This window comes from Eikenella sp. NML99-0057 (assembly GCF_001648535.1).
Lineage (GTDB): Bacteria > Pseudomonadota > Gammaproteobacteria > Burkholderiales > Neisseriaceae > Eikenella > Eikenella exigua.
Window position 1 is genome coordinate 232,942 of record NZ_LXST01000002.1, and the last position, 16,400, is coordinate 249,341.

Here is a 16,400-nt window from a genome sequence, read left to right on the forward strand (position 1 = left end):
CAGCAAATGGTGGGTGTCAAACCCAACTCTGATATTTGTTGTTATCCACGCCATTACAGGCTACCTGAAATTTTCAGGTAGCCTTTTGTGGTTTGCTGGCCTTGCCGTTATTTGATTGCCATCAGCCTTTGATAGAGCTGGGTCATCAGGCGGCTGGTGTGCGGGTCTTTGGGTAGGATGACGAAGCTGTTGGCCATGGCTTCTTCGCTGGGGAAGATGGATTCGTTGTTGCGGTATGCCTCGGGCATCAGCTCGCGGGCCGGTTTGCTGGCGGGGGCATAGGTCACGAAGCTGCCGTTGGCGGCGGCCACTTTGGGATCAAGGGTGTAGTTGATGTATTTGAGGGCGTTGGCGGGGTGGTGTGCGTCTTTGGGAATCATCAGGGAGTCGATCCACACCGCCAGGCCGTTTTGGGGCACGAGCACTTGGATGTCGATGCCGTTGCCGGCTTCGATGGCCCGGTTGCGGGCGATGTTCAAATCGCCGCCGTAGCCCACGGCTACGCACAGGTTGCCGGCGGCGAGGTCGTTGATATAGGTGGAGGCGGTGAAGATGCGGATGTCTTTGCGTACGGCGCGCATCATATCGGTGGCCGCTTGCAGGTCTTCAGGCTTGGTGCTGTTGGGGTCTTTGCCTAAGTAGTTGAGTGCCAAGGGGTATTGCTCAAGCGGGCTGTCGAAATAGGAAATGCCGCAGGATTTGAGCTTGGCGGTGTATTCGGGATTGAACACCAAATCCCACACGTTTTCGGGCATGGGTTTGCCGCCCAAGGCTTTTTGCACCATTTGGGTGTTGATGGCCAGCGTGTTGATGCCCCAGAAATAGGGCACAGCGTATTTGTTGCCGGGATCCACCTGCTCCATCAGTTTGAGCAGCTGCGGGTCAAGGTTGCTGTAGTTGGGGATTTGGCTTTTGTCGATGGGCTGGTAGGCACCGGCTTGGATTTGACGGCCTACGTTGGAAATGGAGGGCACCACCAAATCGTAGCCGCTGCTGCCGCTGAGCATTTTGGCTTCGAGGGTTTCGTTGTTGTCGTAGTAGGCGGAGCGGACGGTGATGCCGGTTTTCTCGGTGAAGGCGGTGAGGGTGGCGGGGTCGACATAATCCGCCCAGTTGTAGAGGTTGAGCAGGTTGGCGTTGTTGCCTTCAGGGGCGGAGGCTTCGCTTTTGGCTTGGCCGCCGCAGGCAGCAAGCAGGCCGGCGCAAATGGCGAGCAGGAGCAGTTTTTTCATCGTTATTCCTTGGTGGGCGGGGTAAGGAGGGGTAAGTAGGCGCAAGTATAGTGAATTAAAATAAGAATGCTACCGTGTTGGCTCGCCTTGCCGTATTGCTCATGCTGTCTGCGGCTCGCCGCCTTGTCCCATTCTTATTTTAATCCACTATATGGTTTTTCTATTATAGCCAAACGCTTTGCTCCTTCATACCGCGGGCTAGGGAAACGGCGTGGCGGCGTGGTTGGGGCAGCTGTGCTGTGTGGCAAGTATTTTTCAATATTGCCAACAAATTGGCACTTTGTCTGCACTAAATTAACGCAGCGGCATTTTCTGCCTGCTTTTCAGGTATCCTTCCGGCTATGGAAAAAGCACATGTTATAGGGTATCATGCCACCTGTTACAACATAACATTCAGCACACACTATGCACTCTTGGTTACTTCGCGGCGCCGGCAGCCGCCTGCTTTTGGCCGTATCGCTTATTGCCCTGATGCTGGGCGTGTTTGCCTGGACGGGCGCCGCACTATGAGCATCGTGTTCGACAACCTCACCGTGAGCTACCGCCGCCATCCCGCCGTGCACCACATTTGCGGCGAATTTGCGTCCGGCAGCATGTGGGCGGTATTCGGGCCTAATGGCGCGGGCAAATCCACCCTGCTCAAAGCCATCATGGGGCTGTTGAAAACCAGCACCGGCAGCGTGCAATGGCAAGGCATCGCCCGCCGCGATATCGCCTATCTGCCCCAGCAATCCGATATCGACCGCAGCCAGCCCATTTCCGTATATGAGCTGGCCGCCATGGGTTTGTGGTATGAAATCGGCTTTTTCGGCGGCACCAAACCCGAACAGCGCGAACGGGTGCACGCCGCGCTCGAGCGCGTTGGCATGGCCGATTTTGCCCACCGGAGCATCGGCCAGCTTTCCAACGGCCAATTCCAGCGCGTGCTGTTTGCCCGCATGCTGGTGCAAGATGCCAAATTCTTGCTGCTGGACGAGCCCTTCAACGCCGTGGACGCGCGCACCACGTATGAATTGTTGGAAGTATTGCGCCAATGTCACCAAAACGAAGGCCGTGCCGTGATTGCCGTGTTGCACGATTATGAGCAGGTGCGCGCCTATTTCCCCCACACCTTCCTGATTGCCCGCGAAAAAATCGCCAGTGGCGCCACTGCGGACGTGCTCACCGAAGGTTACCTGAAACAGGCTGCCGAAACCATGCACCGTACCGAACCGCGCGAATGGTGCGCCGCTTGAGTTTTCAGGTAGCCTGAATGCCATGTTTGCCGCCACCGTTGTTTTCTTCCGAAACCGCAGCGAAGATTTTTCTACCGGAGCGTTCCCGCAGCGCATCCGCAGCCGCACACACTTCCCCGCCGAAGGCTACCGCCCGCACTTTGCGCCCAAAGGCAGCCGCGAAATGCTCGGCATCGTGTTTGCCACGTTTGAGCACACCCGATTCGACGAGCCGCTGCAAGCCGGGCTGGATTACCTCTACCCCGACCGCGTGGATTATTCCGCCCTACGCCCCGGCACGGAATTTTGGATTATGGAAGGCGGCACCGCAGTGGGCGAAGGCGTAATCATTGCCAACGGCCATCCGTCTGCCCAACAGGCTACCTGAAAGCCGGGCTGGAAATATTGCGTACCGCACATCGAAAATATAAAAAGGTATAAAAATGAAACAAATGTTTGGCATCATTGATAACCACCTGTTGGATTTTGAAACTGCCGAAAACCCAAACTGGCATTTCGTTTCCAATATCGATGAAATGAAAACCTATCTCTACAGCCAAACAGAAGTGGAAACCTGCTGGCTGGATTTACGGGAAAACTGCTCGCTCATCTTCAAACTGACAGATGAAAAATTTCGTGATTATTGGGATAAAGAGATTGTGCCCGTTATCCAATCCCGACTGGAAGAAGTCGGATATGCCGACTATCTGAACGACATCGAAGCAGACCTGCTCAACTGTTACTTGAATATCAAGCATATACAAAAACATCCGCTTTGGAATGCCGTTTTCAAAGCCTATAAAAAAGGCGTTTTCCCTTGCGGCTGGCTGGGCGATTATCCGGAGGGGAAACTTGTTGTGTTTCACCCTTATGGCAAATAGCCTGCCGATATGGCTGAAATCAGTATTTTAGCTATCAACCCAAATCCAAAAGACCACCCGAAACACGATAAAAGCACACACCATGACCCTCTCCCAGCTCCTGATCGAACCCTTTGCCGACGATTTTATGCGCTATGCCCTTGCCTCCGTGCTGTTTCTGGCCGTGGGCGCGGCGCCGGTGGGCGTGTTTTTGGTGATGCGGCGCATGAGCCTGGTGGGCGATGCGCTCGGCCACGCAGTGCTGCCCGGCGCGGCGGCGGGCTATATCGCCGCCGGTTCGCTCAGCCTGCCCGCCATGAGCTTGGGCGGTTTTGCCGCCGGGCTGGCGATGGCGCTGTTGGCCGGCTTGGTGAGCCGCCACACCAATTTGAAGGAAGACGCGAATTTTGCCGCGTTTTATCTGGCCAGCCTGGCCTTGGGCGTGGTGCTGGTGAGCAGCTACGGCAGCAATGTGGATTTGCTGCATTTGCTGTTCGGTTCGGTGCTGGCGGTGGATACGCCTTCGCTGATTTTGGTGCTGTGCGTGAGCGCGGTATCGGTGTTGACGCTGGCGCTGATCTACCGCCCGCTGATGCTGGAGAGCATCGATCCGCTGTTTCTGCGCGCGGTGAACGGGCGCGGCGGGCTGTGGCATGTGCTGTTTTTGATGCTGGTGGTGCTGAATTTGGTGGCCGGTTTTCAGGCTATCGGCACGCTGATGTCGGTGGGCGTGATGATGCTGCCGGCGATTACCGCGCGGCTGTGGTCGCGTAGCATGGGCGGGCTGATTGCGCTCGCGGTGCTGATTGCGCTCGCCTGCAGTTTCTGTGGCCTGCTGTTTTCTTACCATGTGGATATCCCCTCCGGCCCGGCGATTATTTTGTGCCTGGGCGGCGTGTATGCCGTGTCGCTGTTTATCGGGCGCGAGGGCGGGATGCTGCCAAAATGGTGGCGCGGCAGGCATTTGCGGACGTAGCGGCCGGTAGCTTGAAGGCTACCTGAAAATGCTCTGCGAAACTAAACCCTTAGTTCAGATAGTTTTAGCAGCGATATTTTGGATTTCGAGACAAATTATTTTTCAGGTAGCCCCACCCTCTCCCACTTTGTTCGCTTTTGCGCCTCATGCCGGCGCGGGGCACTTTTTTTCTTTGCTTCGCCAAAGAAAGAAAGCAAAGAAAGGCGACTGCGGGCACAGGTTTGGCTTTGCCAAACTTCCCTCACTTCGCACGATTTTTCGGGCGGGCTCGCAACTTGCGGCTGCGCCGCTTCGGGCATGCAAGCCCTTATTCCCCAAAAAACCGCGCTCCGTTCGGCTGTGCCAGCAGGGGCGCTGCATTGTACGTTTGTGGTGAATTTTCTGTTTTGAAATTCGCACATTAGTAAAAAGGCTACCTGAAATCTTTCAGGTAGCCTCACGGACGAGTCGGAAGACTCATATGACAACCAAACATAAGGAGTAAAAGATGAAATTGAAACATTGGAAACTCGGCCTGATTGCCGCGCTGTTTTCCGGCAGCCTGTATGCCGCGCCGTTGGAAGTGGTGTCAAGCTTCAGCATTTTGGGTGACGTAGCCAAGCAGGTGGGCGGCGAGCGCGTGAACGTGAGTAACCTGGTCGGCCCCGACCAAGACGCGCATGCCTACAACCTCACCAGCCGCGATATGCAGCGCATCCGCAATGCCAAGCTCGTGCTGGTGAACGGCTTGGGTTTTGAGCAGGCTGCGGTGATGCGCGGCATTCGTCAAAGCGGCGTGCCGTTTGCCGAGGCCACCAAAAACATCCAGCCGATGAAGGCCGAAGACCACGATGAGCACGATCACGACCATGACCACGGCCACCATCATCACGGCGAATTTGACCCGCACGTGTGGAACGACCCGGTGCTGATGAAAACCTACGCCCAAAACGTGGCCGACGCGCTGATTAAAGTCGATCCGCAAGGCCGCGCTTATTATCAGCAGCGCCTCAGCGGCTACCAAGCCCGCCTCGATACCATGCACCAATGGGCGCAAACCCAATTTAACAGCGTGCCGCAGGCACGGCGCAAAGTGCTCACTGGGCACGATGCCTTCAACTACATGGGCAAACGCTACCGCATCGAATTCATCGCCCCGCAAGGCGTGAGCACCGAAGCCGAGCCTTCCGCCCGCCAGGTTTCCGCCCTAATCCGCCAAATCCGCAGCCAGGGCATCCGCGCCGCGTTTAGCGAAAACATCAAAGATTCGCGCATGGTGGAACGCATTTCGCGCGAAACCGGCATCCGCGTAAACGGCAAGCTCTATTCCGACGCCCTGAGCCGTGGCGCCCCCGCCGCCACTTATGAGCAGATGTTCCGCTACAACGTGAACGCGCTAGTGAATGCGATGAAGCAGTAATGATTTGAAACGGCATAGTCAAGGCTACCTGAAAACCGATTTTCTGGTTTTCAGGTAGCCTTTTGTGATGGTGGAAACAAAGCAGTATGGCATCAGCTTATGATCAAACTAGCCGCTTACGTTTAAATGGGCATCGTACGGTTCGGAATGTTCCGCCACGATTTGCTGCAAATCGCGCATCAGGCGGTCGATGGTTTGGGCATATGTAACGGCATCGAGCCGGGAGAGCAGGTCTAACTCATCGAAACACGCAATGATATTCTACAATTTTGGCGGGCAGTAGGGCAGGATTTCATCATAATTTTGCGGCATGCGTAATGTCCAAATGCCTGCTTCCGGCGAAATGGTACCCGATTTGATGGCGCTCAATAAACCGAGCGCCAAGAAGGCGATATAGAGCGTGGGATTGGGGGTGCGGATATGCAGGGTCGGCATGATGATTGGAGAATTTGGCGAGACGCAGCAAGCAGTCAGGCGATTAGTTTGGCACCATCATAGCCAAATTAGTGCGCCGAATAAAGTTTCAGGTAGCCTGCATGGTGTGGCAGGCTGCCTGAAACTTTCTTTGCCATTTACTGCCCGGCTTCCGGCCTCAGCTGGCTTTTGTGCACATAGCCGTAATAAGCTGAGGTGACTATTCCCCATCTGCCGATTACGCCCACGAAATGCCAGTTTCCTTTACGCTTGGCGGGGAATTCGATCACTCTTGTGCCGTTGGCGAAACGCCCCACCATACCGGAACAGTTGCCGGCTTTCCGGCGTATATTGGCCGAGCCGTCGGCGCTGTGCACGATATAAACGTGACGCAGGCTAACCTGGCTTTGGTGCACATAGCCGTTGATGATACGCCGCTCCTCCGACTGGTTCGGTCGCAAGGCCAGCCGCACGCGGTACCACGCGCCACTTTTGCCGAGGATGGCGGCTTCGCCTTGATTGTCGCAAACGGTAAGGATGGCGGCTCGGGTGTTGGGACGGGCACGGATGTTTACTCTCTTGCCGCCGTCGGTAACCAAATAGGTAGTGGGTTCGGCTTCGTCGGTTGCTACGGAGGACAGGCCGCAGCTATCGGGGGCAACATGGGCGGCGGCAGTGGTGGATAGCACCAACAGCACGGCGGCAAGGGCAGAGGTGCGGGTATGCAGTGATGAAAGCATGAGCGTGCTCCTGAGATAGGGTAGGAAGTTTGTGGCGGTGGTGCTTGCCGCCATTATATCCAACATTGCGCCGGATAAAGTTTCAGGTAGCCTGCATGGTATGGCAGGCTACCTGAAAAGTTTTACTGCTTAGCGCCCGGCTTTCGGCCTCAACTGGCTTTGGTGCACATAGCCATAGGTATCGCTGTCGCTGCCGTGCACGCTCACATAGTGCCAGTCACCTTTGCGATTGGCGGGGTGTTCGATCACGGTGGTGCCGTTGGGGATGCGTTGCTGTATTTCGGCACGGCGGTTGGCATTCAGGCGCAGGTTGGCCGAGCCGTCGGCGCTGTGCACGATATAAACGTGACGCAGGCTAACCTGGCTTTGGTGCACATAGCCGTTGATGATGCGCCGTTCTGCTGGCTGGTTCGGTCGTAAGGCCAGCCGCACGCGGTACCACGCGCCACTTTTGCCGAGGATGGCGGCTTCGCCTTGATTGTCGCAAACGGCAAGGATGGTGGCTCGGGTGTTGGGCTGTGCGCGGATATTAACTTCTTCGCTGTTGTGGTTGGTGGCCAGATAGCTGGCAGGTGTCGCACTGTCGGGCAGGCCACAGCTATCGGGGGCAACATGGGCGGCGGCAGTGGCGGATAGCGCCAACAGCATAGTGGCAAGGATGGTGGTTCGGGTATGCAGTGATGAAAGCATGGGCTTGCTCCTGAGTTGGGTTGATTGGAGGAAATTCGTTACGGTTTCACCTGCCGCCATCATATCTAAATTGCTGTGCCAGATAAAGTTTCAAGTAGCCTGCGTGGTGTAGTAGGCTATCTGAAAGTTCGTGTTTCAATATAAGTTAAAACGGTCAAAGGCAGTATTTTTTCTAGGCAGCCTCTCGGCTGGGGTTTATTTTAGCTGAATCAGGTAGATTTGTTGCAAGTGCCGCTTGGAAAGGAGAGAGGACATTTATTTTTTATTCTATTCCGTATTTAGCAATTTTATTTCACGAACATTGTTTTCAGTATGATTCCAAACTGTTTTTAGGCAGGCTGAAACACAAATCGGGCGAATCTATGCCCTTTTAAAATAGGTATTGCTGATGCCGAGATTGCCTTGCCGGGCGGGAAATGGTAGTTTGGCAGCCTATTTACAAAATTTGTAGCACAAACTGCCAAGTTGAAGCGGGAGGAGATGGAAGTGAACGAAACAAAAGAAGCCTTATTGGAAATGCAACCGCGCGAGGCGGCGGTGATAGCCGCGCTGGCGGTGGCCGTGATGGGCATTACCATGATTCATTTCGGCTGGGTGCCGCATTTGTCCGTGATTCTGGTGCTGTGCGGGCTGCTCGGCTTCGGCAAAGCCAAGGGGCTGGATTTTGGCCGTATGCAGCTGAGCATGGCGCGTGGCGTGCTCTCCGGCATCGGCGCGATTTATCTCTTCTTCTTTATTGGCTTGCTGGTATCGGCGCTGATGGTGTCCGGCGCGATTCCCACGCTGATGTATTACGGCTTCGAGCTGATTTCGCCGCAGTTTTTCTACCTTTCTGCCTTCGTGCTCACTTCGATGGTGGGGGTGGCCATCGGCAGCAGCCTCACCACTTGTGCCACCCTGGGCGTGGCCTTTATTGGCATGGGCAGCGCGTTGGGTGCTAATCCGGCTGTGGTGGCCGGGGCGGTGGTGTCCGGCGCGTTTTTCGGCGACAAAATGTCGCCCATTTCCGACACCACCAGCATTGCCGCCTCCATTGTGGGCATCGATTTGTTCGATCACATCCGCAATATGATGTACACCACCATCCCCGCCTGGCTGCTTACCGCGCTGTTGCTTTGGCTGCTCTCCGGCCATACCGCTGCCGCTGATTTAAGCAGCGTGGCCGCCTTCCAAACCCAGCTGCAGGCCAGTGGCTTAGTGCACGGCTACGCCCTATTGCCCTTTGTCGTGCTGATCGTTTTGGCCATGCGCCGCGTGAACGCTATTTACACCATCATCATCACCATCGCCGTTTCCCTCGTGCTCACCTACCTGCACAGCAGCCCCAGCGTCGAACAGCTCGGCGGCTACTTCTTCAACGGCTACGCTCCGCCAGAAGGCACCGATTTGGGCAATGTGGCCAAGCTGATTTCGCGCGGCGGCATCGGCAGCATGTTTTTCACCCAAACCATCGTTATCCTCGCCCTCAGCCTCGGCGGCCTGCTCAACGCTCTGGGCATCCTGCCCGCGCTGCTCTCTGGCATCGGCCATATGCTGGTCAACGCCGGTCGTGCCACCTTCACCGTGGCCGCCACTTCGCTGGGCGTAAACGTACTCATCGGCGAGCAATACCTCAGCCTGCTTCTGGCCGGCAACACCTTCAAGCCTATCTACGAGCGGCTCGGCCTGCATCCGCGCAACATCGCCCGCACCGTGGAAGACGCAGGCACGGTAACCAACCCGCTCGTGCCCTGGAGCGTGTGCGGCGTGTTTATCCACCATGCCCTCGGCGTGCCCGTGATCGATTATCTGCCCTATGCCTTCTTCTGCTACCTCAGCCTACTGCTCACCCTAGTGTTCGGCTTCACCGGGCTCACTTTGAGCAAGAACGAGGCAGCATAAACGGCACGACACTACAGATTGGAAAAGGCTACCTGAAAAGTGCAAGGCGGGTTTCTGCTTCGCAGAAGCTGACACTTTCAGGTAGCCTTATATTACATATTACGCCCTGACAACAGGGGCAAGCAGTAAATTCTTTTGTTTTGGTTGGCACGTACAGGGGGATGCCGATATCCAGCCGGCGGCTGAGGAGGCGCTGCAATAAAGGGAGGGTGATTTGAGTCGGCGTGGCAATGCCGATCTACGGCGATATAAAAGGCTACCTGAAAACGCAGCGCAGCGGAGTTTCTGCGCGGCTAAAGTTTCAGGTAGCCTTTGTTTATTCTATTTGCTTAGGTAGCAGTTTACTGTTGCGGCTGGGTGCGCTCTTTTTCTTCGGTAACGAAGCCGACTTTGCTCAGGCCGGCGTCGCGTACGGCGCTGAGGGCTTTTTCCACGTAGTCGAATTGGGCGTTTTTATCGGCGGCGATGGCAATCACTTGGTCGGGATTGGTTTTGGCCAGCTGTTGCAGCTGGCTTTCCAAGGCCTGCAGGGTAATCGGCTCGCCTTCGGCTAAGTGGTAGCTGCCGTCGGCGGAAATAGAAATGCGCAGCGGGTCTTTGGGCTGGGCGGCGTTTTCCGCCACTTGTTTGGCCGAGGCGGTGGGCAGTTCCAGCGGGATAGAGTGGGTCATCACCGGCATGGTAATCATGAATACAATCAGCAGCACGAGCATCACGTCTACCAGCGGGGTAACGTTGATGTCGGCCATAGGCGAATCGTCGCCGCTGTTCATCGAACCGAAAGCCATACTTTTACTCCTTATTGTTCATAATTTTAACGTGCAAATCGTAGGCGTAGGCATCCATATCCTGCACCACCTGTTTGTTGCCGAACACAATGAAGTTGTAGGCCAGCACGGCGGGGATGGCGGCAAACAGGCCGATGGCGGTGGCCACCAGCGCTTCGCCGATGGGGCCGGCCACGGTAGCGATGTTTACCTGGCCTTGCAGGCTGATGTTTTCCAGCGCGTGGTAAATGCCCCATACCGTGCCGAACAGGCCGATAAACGGAGCAGTGGCGCCTACGGAGGCGAGAATGGTAAGGCCTCCGTTGAGGCCGCGTTTGGCAATGTTCATTTTATGGCGGATGTGCTGCACCAAATAGTCGCCCAAAGGGATGCTGGTGAGCTGGCTGGCGGGGTTGGCGCGATAATGGCGCGCGGCTTGAATGGCAGATTCGGTGAGGTCGGCCAGTGGGGAGGGATGGGCTTTGGCCAGGCGCAGCATATCATCGAGCGAGGCCACGGTGGCTACGGACTCAATCGTGCCCCGATTGGCGTGGCGCACTTGGTGCAGGCGGATGCTGCGCATGATGATAATCCACCAGGTAAGGACGCTCATCAGCACCAGCAGTATAAATACGGTAATCAATACAATGTCGCCCTGGGCGAAAACATGTCCTAAATTCATGATATTCCTAATGTTAATGATGAAATTGGATAATTGGTTTAGTTTGGGGCTTTAAGGGGCTTTAAACCGCAGGGTAAAAGTATAGCTTTGGCGTACAGGCTGGCCGTTACGTTTGGCTGGAACGAAGGTATAGCTCTGACGCACGGTGTCGGCTGCCGATCTGCCGAACAGCGGATGAGAGGCGGAAACGATTTCCACGCTGGAAGGCTTGCCATTGGCTTCCACCATCACGCGCAGTTTTACCGTGCCACTGATGCCATCTTCTTCTAATTGCTTCGGATAGGGCGGTTTCGGGTTATTCAGGTAGCCACCAAGGTGGGTGGGTGCGCTGTCGCCACCACCTCCTTGGCCGGTACCGGAGCCATTGCCCGTACCACGCCCGCTGCCGTGGCCGCCGCCTTCGCCAGAGCCAGAACCGGGGCCGCGTCCGCTGCCTTCGCCGGAGCCGACACCGGTGCCTTTGCCGCCACCGCTGCCACCGCCTTCTCCGGCGGAAGGCGTGCCTTTGCCACCACCGCCACCTGCGTTGGCGCCATAGCCTGTGTTCGGGTTGGTAGGGGCAATCGGCCGTTCAGGCTGCGCCTGCGGCACGGGTTCGGGGTGGGGTTGCGCTTGCGGCTTGGGCTCGGGTTTTGGTTCGACAGGTTTGGGCTGAACGATATCGGCGGGTTTGTCTTGCCGTTCCACCGGTTTGATTTGCGCGCGCTGCTCTGGAACAGGTTTGGCCGGCTGCGGCTTGGACTGCTCGGGTTTGGGCGCTTCGGGCGGGGTTTGCTCCAGTGGCCCGGCGGGCTGCTCGTCTTCAGATATGGTGTTGCCACCCGTACCGCCGCCACCCCCGCCGCCGCCGATCTCGCCGAGATCAACAAAGCTCAGCCCGGGCGGTTCAGCCGGCAGTTCCGGCGGCTTAATCGAGATCAGCAGCCAATACAGCAGGGCATGAGCGGCAATCACGAATAAGAGCGCGGCCGGGGATAAAAGACGGTTTTCGGTTTGCATAATAGGGCGGCATATTAGTGCGAACTATTTCTGTTTGCAAGGAGTTTCTATTTGATTGTTTAAGTGGCAGGTATTTTCGCCAAAAAGCGTGTTTCAGTAGAGGGTGACGTGGAAGTGTGGATGACTTAGTCTTTTATCGCTAAAGCACTTCACTTTACTATTGAGTTGGCTCGCCTTGCTTCACTCCTGTATTGTCTGCGGCTCGCTGCTTGGTATGAAAAAATAATTGCTTTAGCTATAGATTGGAGACTGCCTAAAATTTCAGGTAGCCTTTGTGGTGCCTGTTTTTTAATCAGCTAAAACTGGCTATATTGGTATAACTATCTGTTTGATAATCTAAAATATAATATATAAGCAATAAACTTGCTATTTAATCTTTTATATAGCATAAAATGCTATAAATATAGAAAACAACAATCAACAGTGTCTGCATGCTGGCTGATTCGGGCAGGAAAACTGCGTAATGCGGCAGCGGCGCAGTTTTGGCAGCGGTTTGGATGTTTATTTTTGTTAAAATCGCTCTATTCTGAATAGTTTTGGATTATTGCAGTTTTATGAAATCTCCTGCTTCCTGGTCGTCTAAAATCGGCTTTATCTTATCTGCCGCCGGCTCTGCCATCGGCTTGGGCGCAATTTGGAAATTCCCCTACACCGCCGGCACCAACGGCGGTGCGGTGTTTGTGCTGATGTTTTTGATTTTCACCGTATTGGTGGCCTTGCCGGTGCAGCTGGCCGAGTTTTATATAGGCCGCAAGAGCGGCAAAAACGCGGTGGATGCGTTTAAAACGCTCGCGCCAAATAGCCTGTGGCCGTGGATCGGGCGCATGGGTGTGTTTGCCTGCTTTGTTTTGCTGTCGTTCTACAGCGTGGTGGGTGGCTGGGTGTTGAATTATGTGGTGCACGCATTCGATGGCAGCATTCATCCGAATGCGGATTTCAACGCGTTGTTCGGCAGTACGATTTCCAGCCCGGCAGGCTCAATCGTCTATCAGGGGTTGTTTATGCTGATGACGGTGTGTGTGGTGAAAAGCGGCATTGCGGCGGGGATCGAACGGGCGAACAAATACATGATGCCCGCGCTGTTTGTGTTGCTGCTATTGCTGGCGGTGCGTTCGCTCACGCTGGATGGCGCGATGGCGGGCATCTCCTTCCTGCTCAAGCCTGATTGGTCGCACTTCACGCCGCAAACCATGCTCACCGCACTGGGGCAGGCCTTTTTCGCGTTGAGCTTGGGCGTATCCACCATGATTACGTATGCCGCCTATCTAGATAAAAAACAGGATTTGTTCCGTTCGGGCAACAGCATTATGTGGATGAATCTGCTGGTGTCTTTATTGGCGGGCTTGGTGATTTTCCCCGCCGTGTTCGCCCTCAATTTTGAGCCGGGGCAGGGGCCGGGGCTGATTTTCGTGGTGCTGCCTGCCGTGTTTATGAAGCTGCCGCTGGGGCAAATTCTGTTTGCCGTGTTTATGCTGCTGGTGGTATTTGCCACGCTCACTTCCGCCTTCTCCATGCTGGAAACCGTGATTGCCGCCGCCATCCGCGAAGACGAAAGCAAACGCAGCAAAACTACTTGGCTGATCGGCACAGCGATTTTTATTGTTGGCATTCCCTCCGCGCTCTCGTTCGGCGTGCTCTCCGAATGGAAGCTGTTCGGCAAAACGCTGTTTGACCTGTGGGACTACATGATTACCGCACTGATTATGCCGATCAGCTCACTTTTGGTGGCGGTGTTTGTGGGCTGGATACAGCAGAAGAGCGATGTGTTCGAACACATGCGCGAAGGCAGCAGCGTGCCGCAAGCCGTGATTGCGCTGTGGTTCAATGCGCTGCGTTTCCTCGCGCCGGTGGCGATTTTGCTGGTGTTTGCCAATACGTTGGGTTGGATTTAACGGCTTTCAGGTAGCCTTATGGAGGGATTCTTAATAACTGAAAGCAAATTGGCGAGCCTTAGTCGCTGCGGGATGCAGTAGGGTAAAGCGATGCCGTGGCAACGATAGAGCTTTCTCTCAATATAAGCGGTAAAAAGGCTACCTGAAATTTCAGGTAGCTTTTTTAGTGCCCATATTATCGGGATTGCTCAAATTGCTTTTGTGCCCAGCGTTGGCGGTTGTCGGGGGTGTCGGCGGATTGGGCTTGCCCCTGTCGCCAGTTGCGGTAGGCTTCGGCATTGAAGGCGATCACCCGACCACCCATGGCGGCTACTTCGCCGGCCACGCTTTGGCTGATGCGCCAAGAGGCCAGGTCGGGGCAGGCGTTTGGTTCGGGATACCACAACACCACCACGGCATTGCCGCCCTGCATTTGGGCTTCGATTTGTTCGGCATACTGGTCGATGGCTTGGTATTTCTGGTTGAGGCGGGTTTCTACGGCGCGAACCACGTGTAGGGGGATGGGGGCGGCACCGTTTTCCCATTGTGCCCATTCTTCGGCAGAGGCGCCGTGGGGGAAATCAACATTGGCGGCAAGAGCTTGGCCGGCTTCGGCTTGGGTGAGGCCGAGATTGCGGCGCAGGGCTTTGAGTTCGATGGGGAACATGGTTTTCCTTTTGGGTTGGTTATTTAACTTGTGCGGCCAAGTGTTCTATTGCTGCCTGTGCGCAAAACAGGCCGAAAGCGGCGGTAACCAGCATGCTCGCGCCGTAGCCTGCGCAAGACAATCCTTGCGGTGCGGCATCGGTTTCGCAGGCGGCGCCGGTTTGCGGCGGGGTGACGTTTTCTTCGGAATAGATACAGCTTACTTTCATGCGCTCTTTGGGATCGCGCGGAAAGCCGTGGCGGCGGCGCAGGGTGTAGCGCAGGTTGGCAAGCAGCGGGTCGTGGGTGGTGCGGGCGAGGTCGGCGCGGCGGATGAGGGCGGGGTCGCGCTGGCCGCCCGCGCCGCCGGACACCACAAAAGCCTGCTTTTGCATCACAAAATGGGCGGCCATGGCGGCTTTCACGCGCACTTGGTCGATGGCGTCGATCACAAAATCAAACGGCTCGGCAAAAAGCGTGCCCACGTTTTCTGCATCCACGAAATCTTCGATTTCATGCACGGTGCAGGCGGGGTTGATTTGCAGGATGTGCCGGTGCAGCGCGGTTACTTTGGGCAGGCCGAAATTGTCGGTGAGCGCATGGAGCTGGCGGTTGGTGTTGGATTCGGCTACGTTGTCCAAATCAATCAGCGTGAGCCGGCCGATGCCGCTGCGCGCCAGCGCTTCCACTGCCCAAGAGCCTACGCCGCCCACGCCCACCACGCAAACATGGGCTTGGGCAAAGCGTTGCAGGGCGGCAGGGCCGTAGAGTCGGGAAATGCCGCCGAAGCGGCGCTCGTTTGGGGCGGGAGTAATCATCGGGATAAGTCAAAAAACAGGTAGAAAAAATGGCACATTCGGTGCATCGGTATTATACTGTAAACGTATCAGGAAGAGACCCGTCCGGCGGCTGTAGCCTCTGCGCGGAAGCATTGAAATATCGTTCATTAGGAGAAAGCTTATGTATCAACATATCGTGATTGCAGTAGACGGCAGCCGCACCTCCCAACACGCGCTCAAACAGGCCTGCGGCCTGGCTCAGTCCACCGGCGCGGCACTCACTTTGGTGCATGTGGCCAACCCCGCCGAATACGTGGCCACCGTTGCCCCCGAGTTTTTGCAGTATGAAAACTACGAAACCGCCGCCACCGAACAAGGCAACGCCATTTTGGACGCCGCCATCAAACAGGCGCGCACCGCCTTGGGCGAAGATGCAAAACTCGGCCGCCACCTGCTTGTGATCAGCAAAAATGCACGCGATATGGCCAAAAGCCTGGTGGATTATGCCGCCGAGCAGAAAGCCGACCTGCTGGTGCTGGGCACACACGGCCGCACCGGCCTGATGCACCTCCTGATGGGCAGCTTCGCCGAAACCGTGATGCGCGAAACCCGCCTGCCGCTTTTGATTATCCGCCGCGAAGCATAAGGCTGAGGATTGAGGCAGGATTAGAGGCTACCTGAAAGTTTCAGGTAGCCTCTTTTGATATTGTAGTAGGTCGGGCATTGATGCTCGACCTATGCGTTTGGTTTTAGATTTCGTTGCAGTTAATCCGCCATTCCTTGGTGTATTCCCAATGGTAGTCCACTACGATGTCGTTGGCGTCGGTGTAGTAGGTTTGGTAGAGATTGCGCCCGTAGCAGACATCGCTATAGTAGTTGGTAATGATGGGGCCGTTTTGGCTGCTGCCTTCGGATTGACGGCCGGCGTAGCGGGTGCGGTAGTATTTGTAGGTGTAGGCATAGCGGTTGTTGCCTACTCTGCTGCGGCCGGAATTGGGCTGGCCGCCGTGTTCTCTGAACACTTCGCTGATGTGCTGACCAACTTGGCGTTTCATGTTGTCGTCTACTGAGGCGCAGCCGGCAAACAGGAAAACAGCGCCGGCAACCAGGCAGAGTCGCAACAGGTTTCGGGTGGGATGTGCGGGGGGTGGATAGGCTTGCATGGTTGGTTTCCTCGCAGGTTGAAATTAAGGAAATAATACCAATGGCGGGATGTGCTGACAAGAAGGCTGCCTGAAAGTTTCAGGTAGC

Annotated in this window: 18 protein-coding genes; 8 read left to right on the forward strand and 10 right to left on the reverse strand. The window is 55.8% G+C overall.

Annotated features, from left to right (window positions below; translation table 11 throughout):
- Window positions 1-107: 107 nt before the first annotated feature.
- A complete protein-coding gene (locus tag A7Q03_RS04600) occupies window positions 108-1,232 on the reverse strand; it encodes a polyamine ABC transporter substrate-binding protein (RefSeq protein ID WP_067447761.1) in 1,125 nt (374 codons plus the stop codon).
- A 506-nt stretch (window positions 1,233-1,738) separates the two neighbouring features.
- Between A7Q03_RS04600 and A7Q03_RS04605 the strand changes: the two genes are divergently transcribed.
- From A7Q03_RS04605 to A7Q03_RS04625, 5 genes are all read left to right on the forward strand, one after another.
- Window positions 1,739-2,467, forward strand: a complete 729-nt coding sequence (locus A7Q03_RS04605) for a metal ABC transporter ATP-binding protein (RefSeq protein WP_067447763.1) — start codon at window positions 1,739-1,741, stop codon at window positions 2,465-2,467.
- A gap of 22 nt (window positions 2,468-2,489) precedes the next feature.
- Complete coding sequence (locus tag A7Q03_RS04610) at window positions 2,490-2,834, forward strand: hypothetical protein (RefSeq protein WP_067447766.1); 345 nt, start codon at window positions 2,490-2,492, stop codon at window positions 2,832-2,834.
- Between the two features lie 55 nt (window positions 2,835-2,889).
- Window positions 2,890-3,327 carry a hypothetical protein gene (locus A7Q03_RS04615; RefSeq protein ID WP_067447768.1) on the forward strand — a complete coding sequence of 146 codons (438 nt, stop codon included), beginning with the start codon at window positions 2,890-2,892 and terminating at the stop codon, window positions 3,325-3,327.
- A gap of 82 nt (window positions 3,328-3,409) precedes the next feature.
- Window positions 3,410-4,282: a metal ABC transporter permease gene (locus A7Q03_RS04620; protein WP_067447770.1), complete on the forward strand. Its 873-nt coding sequence runs from the start codon at window positions 3,410-3,412 to the stop codon at window positions 4,280-4,282.
- A gap of 493 nt (window positions 4,283-4,775) precedes the next feature.
- The gene (locus tag A7Q03_RS04625) at window positions 4,776-5,681 is read left to right on the forward strand and encodes a metal ABC transporter solute-binding protein, Zn/Mn family (protein ID WP_193563039.1); all 906 of its coding nucleotides are present in this window, start codon (window positions 4,776-4,778) and stop codon (window positions 5,679-5,681) included.
- 261 nt (window positions 5,682-5,942) lie between these two features.
- Here the strand turns inward: A7Q03_RS04625 and A7Q03_RS10370 are convergent, their stop codons facing one another.
- The 3 genes from A7Q03_RS10370 to A7Q03_RS04640 all read right to left on the reverse strand — a co-directional run bounded on the left by A7Q03_RS10370 (window position 5,943) and on the right by A7Q03_RS04640 (window position 7,525).
- Window positions 5,943-6,116, reverse strand: a complete 174-nt coding sequence (locus A7Q03_RS10370; protein ID WP_197474744.1) for a hypothetical protein — start codon at window positions 6,114-6,116, stop codon at window positions 5,943-5,945.
- Window positions 6,117-6,253: 137 nt separating this feature from the next.
- Complete coding sequence (locus A7Q03_RS04635; protein ID WP_067447774.1) at window positions 6,254-6,835, reverse strand: SH3 domain-containing protein; 582 nt, start codon at window positions 6,833-6,835, stop codon at window positions 6,254-6,256.
- A gap of 129 nt (window positions 6,836-6,964) precedes the next feature.
- Complete coding sequence (locus A7Q03_RS04640) at window positions 6,965-7,525, reverse strand: SH3 domain-containing protein (RefSeq protein WP_067447776.1); 561 nt, start codon at window positions 7,523-7,525, stop codon at window positions 6,965-6,967.
- 480 nt (window positions 7,526-8,005) lie between these two features.
- On the opposite strand from A7Q03_RS04640, the gene A7Q03_RS04645 reads away from it, so the two are divergent.
- Window positions 8,006-9,406 (forward strand): Na+/H+ antiporter NhaC family protein, encoded by a 1,401-nt coding sequence (locus tag A7Q03_RS04645; RefSeq protein WP_067447778.1) that lies wholly within the window; start codon window positions 8,006-8,008, stop codon window positions 9,404-9,406.
- A 341-nt stretch (window positions 9,407-9,747) separates the two neighbouring features.
- Here A7Q03_RS04645 and A7Q03_RS04650 read toward each other — a convergent pair whose 3' ends face one another.
- Genes A7Q03_RS04650 through A7Q03_RS04660 form a run of 3 tightly spaced genes read right to left on the reverse strand, consistent with a single transcriptional unit; the run spans window position 9,748 to window position 11,854 of the window.
- A complete protein-coding gene (locus tag A7Q03_RS04650) occupies window positions 9,748-10,194 on the reverse strand; it encodes a biopolymer transporter ExbD (protein WP_023887013.1) in 447 nt (148 codons plus the stop codon).
- 4 nt (window positions 10,195-10,198) lie between these two features.
- The gene (locus tag A7Q03_RS04655) at window positions 10,199-10,855 is read right to left on the reverse strand and encodes a MotA/TolQ/ExbB proton channel family protein (protein ID WP_067447780.1); all 657 of its coding nucleotides are present in this window, start codon (window positions 10,853-10,855) and stop codon (window positions 10,199-10,201) included.
- Window positions 10,856-10,906: 51 nt separating this feature from the next.
- Entirely contained in the window at window positions 10,907-11,854 is a 948-nt protein-coding gene (locus A7Q03_RS04660) for an energy transducer TonB (RefSeq protein WP_067447782.1), read from the reverse strand.
- A 554-nt stretch (window positions 11,855-12,408) separates the two neighbouring features.
- On the opposite strand from A7Q03_RS04660, the gene A7Q03_RS04665 reads away from it, so the two are divergent.
- Complete coding sequence (locus A7Q03_RS04665; RefSeq protein ID WP_067447784.1) at window positions 12,409-13,746, forward strand: sodium-dependent transporter; 1,338 nt, start codon at window positions 12,409-12,411, stop codon at window positions 13,744-13,746.
- A gap of 175 nt (window positions 13,747-13,921) precedes the next feature.
- Here the strand turns inward: A7Q03_RS04665 and A7Q03_RS04670 are convergent, their stop codons facing one another.
- Together A7Q03_RS04670 and A7Q03_RS04675 are read right to left on the reverse strand one after the other, a co-directional pair.
- On the reverse strand, window positions 13,922-14,392 hold the full coding sequence (locus A7Q03_RS04670; RefSeq protein WP_067447786.1) for a DUF1870 family protein: 471 nt from the start codon (window positions 14,390-14,392) through the stop codon (window positions 13,922-13,924).
- 19 nt (window positions 14,393-14,411) lie between these two features.
- Window positions 14,412-15,188 carry a ThiF family adenylyltransferase gene (locus tag A7Q03_RS04675; protein WP_067447788.1) on the reverse strand — a complete coding sequence of 259 codons (777 nt, stop codon included), beginning with the start codon at window positions 15,186-15,188 and terminating at the stop codon, window positions 14,412-14,414.
- 142 nt (window positions 15,189-15,330) lie between these two features.
- Here A7Q03_RS04675 and A7Q03_RS04680 point away from each other — a divergent pair, with 142 nt between their 5' ends.
- Window positions 15,331-15,795 (forward strand): universal stress protein, encoded by a 465-nt coding sequence (locus tag A7Q03_RS04680; RefSeq protein WP_067440722.1) that lies wholly within the window; start codon window positions 15,331-15,333, stop codon window positions 15,793-15,795.
- A 103-nt stretch (window positions 15,796-15,898) separates the two neighbouring features.
- Here A7Q03_RS04680 and A7Q03_RS04685 read toward each other — a convergent pair whose 3' ends face one another.
- Complete coding sequence (locus A7Q03_RS04685; RefSeq protein WP_067447790.1) at window positions 15,899-16,312, reverse strand: hypothetical protein; 414 nt, start codon at window positions 16,310-16,312, stop codon at window positions 15,899-15,901.
- Window positions 16,313-16,400: the final 88 nt, after the last annotated feature.

Excerpts from the sequence above, each read along its gene's own strand:
- A7Q03_RS04600 (WP_067447761.1), bottom strand. The coding sequence starts at position 1,232 with ATGAAAAAACTGCTCCTGCTCGCCATTTGCGCCGGCCTGCTTGCTGCC.
- A7Q03_RS04605 (WP_067447763.1), top strand. The coding sequence starts at position 1,739 with ATGAGCATCGTGTTCGACAACCTCACCGTGAGCTACCGCCGCCATCCC.
- A7Q03_RS04610 (WP_067447766.1), top strand. The coding sequence starts at position 2,490 with ATGTTTGCCGCCACCGTTGTTTTCTTCCGAAACCGCAGCGAAGATTTT.
- A7Q03_RS04615 (WP_067447768.1), top strand. The coding sequence starts at position 2,890 with ATGAAACAAATGTTTGGCATCATTGATAACCACCTGTTGGATTTTGAA.
- A7Q03_RS04620 (WP_067447770.1), top strand. The coding sequence starts at position 3,410 with ATGACCCTCTCCCAGCTCCTGATCGAACCCTTTGCCGACGATTTTATG.
- A7Q03_RS10370 (WP_197474744.1), bottom strand. The coding sequence starts at position 6,116 with ATGCCGACCCTGCATATCCGCACCCCCAATCCCACGCTCTATATCGCC.
- A7Q03_RS04635 (WP_067447774.1), bottom strand. The coding sequence starts at position 6,835 with ATGCTTTCATCACTGCATACCCGCACCTCTGCCCTTGCCGCCGTGCTG.
- A7Q03_RS04640 (WP_067447776.1), bottom strand. The coding sequence starts at position 7,525 with ATGCTTTCATCACTGCATACCCGAACCACCATCCTTGCCACTATGCTG.
- A7Q03_RS04645 (WP_067447778.1), top strand. The coding sequence starts at position 8,006 with ATGGAAGTGAACGAAACAAAAGAAGCCTTATTGGAAATGCAACCGCGC.
- A7Q03_RS04650 (WP_023887013.1), bottom strand. The coding sequence starts at position 10,194 with ATGGCTTTCGGTTCGATGAACAGCGGCGACGATTCGCCTATGGCCGAC.
- A7Q03_RS04655 (WP_067447780.1), bottom strand. The coding sequence starts at position 10,855 with ATGAATTTAGGACATGTTTTCGCCCAGGGCGACATTGTATTGATTACC.
- A7Q03_RS04660 (WP_067447782.1), bottom strand. The coding sequence starts at position 11,854 with ATGCAAACCGAAAACCGTCTTTTATCCCCGGCCGCGCTCTTATTCGTG.
- A7Q03_RS04665 (WP_067447784.1), top strand. The coding sequence starts at position 12,409 with ATGAAATCTCCTGCTTCCTGGTCGTCTAAAATCGGCTTTATCTTATCT.
- A7Q03_RS04670 (WP_067447786.1), bottom strand. The coding sequence starts at position 14,392 with ATGTTCCCCATCGAACTCAAAGCCCTGCGCCGCAATCTCGGCCTCACC.
- A7Q03_RS04675 (WP_067447788.1), bottom strand. The coding sequence starts at position 15,188 with ATGATTACTCCCGCCCCAAACGAGCGCCGCTTCGGCGGCATTTCCCGA.
- A7Q03_RS04680 (WP_067440722.1), top strand. The coding sequence starts at position 15,331 with ATGTATCAACATATCGTGATTGCAGTAGACGGCAGCCGCACCTCCCAA.
- A7Q03_RS04685 (WP_067447790.1), bottom strand. The coding sequence starts at position 16,312 with ATGCAAGCCTATCCACCCCCCGCACATCCCACCCGAAACCTGTTGCGA.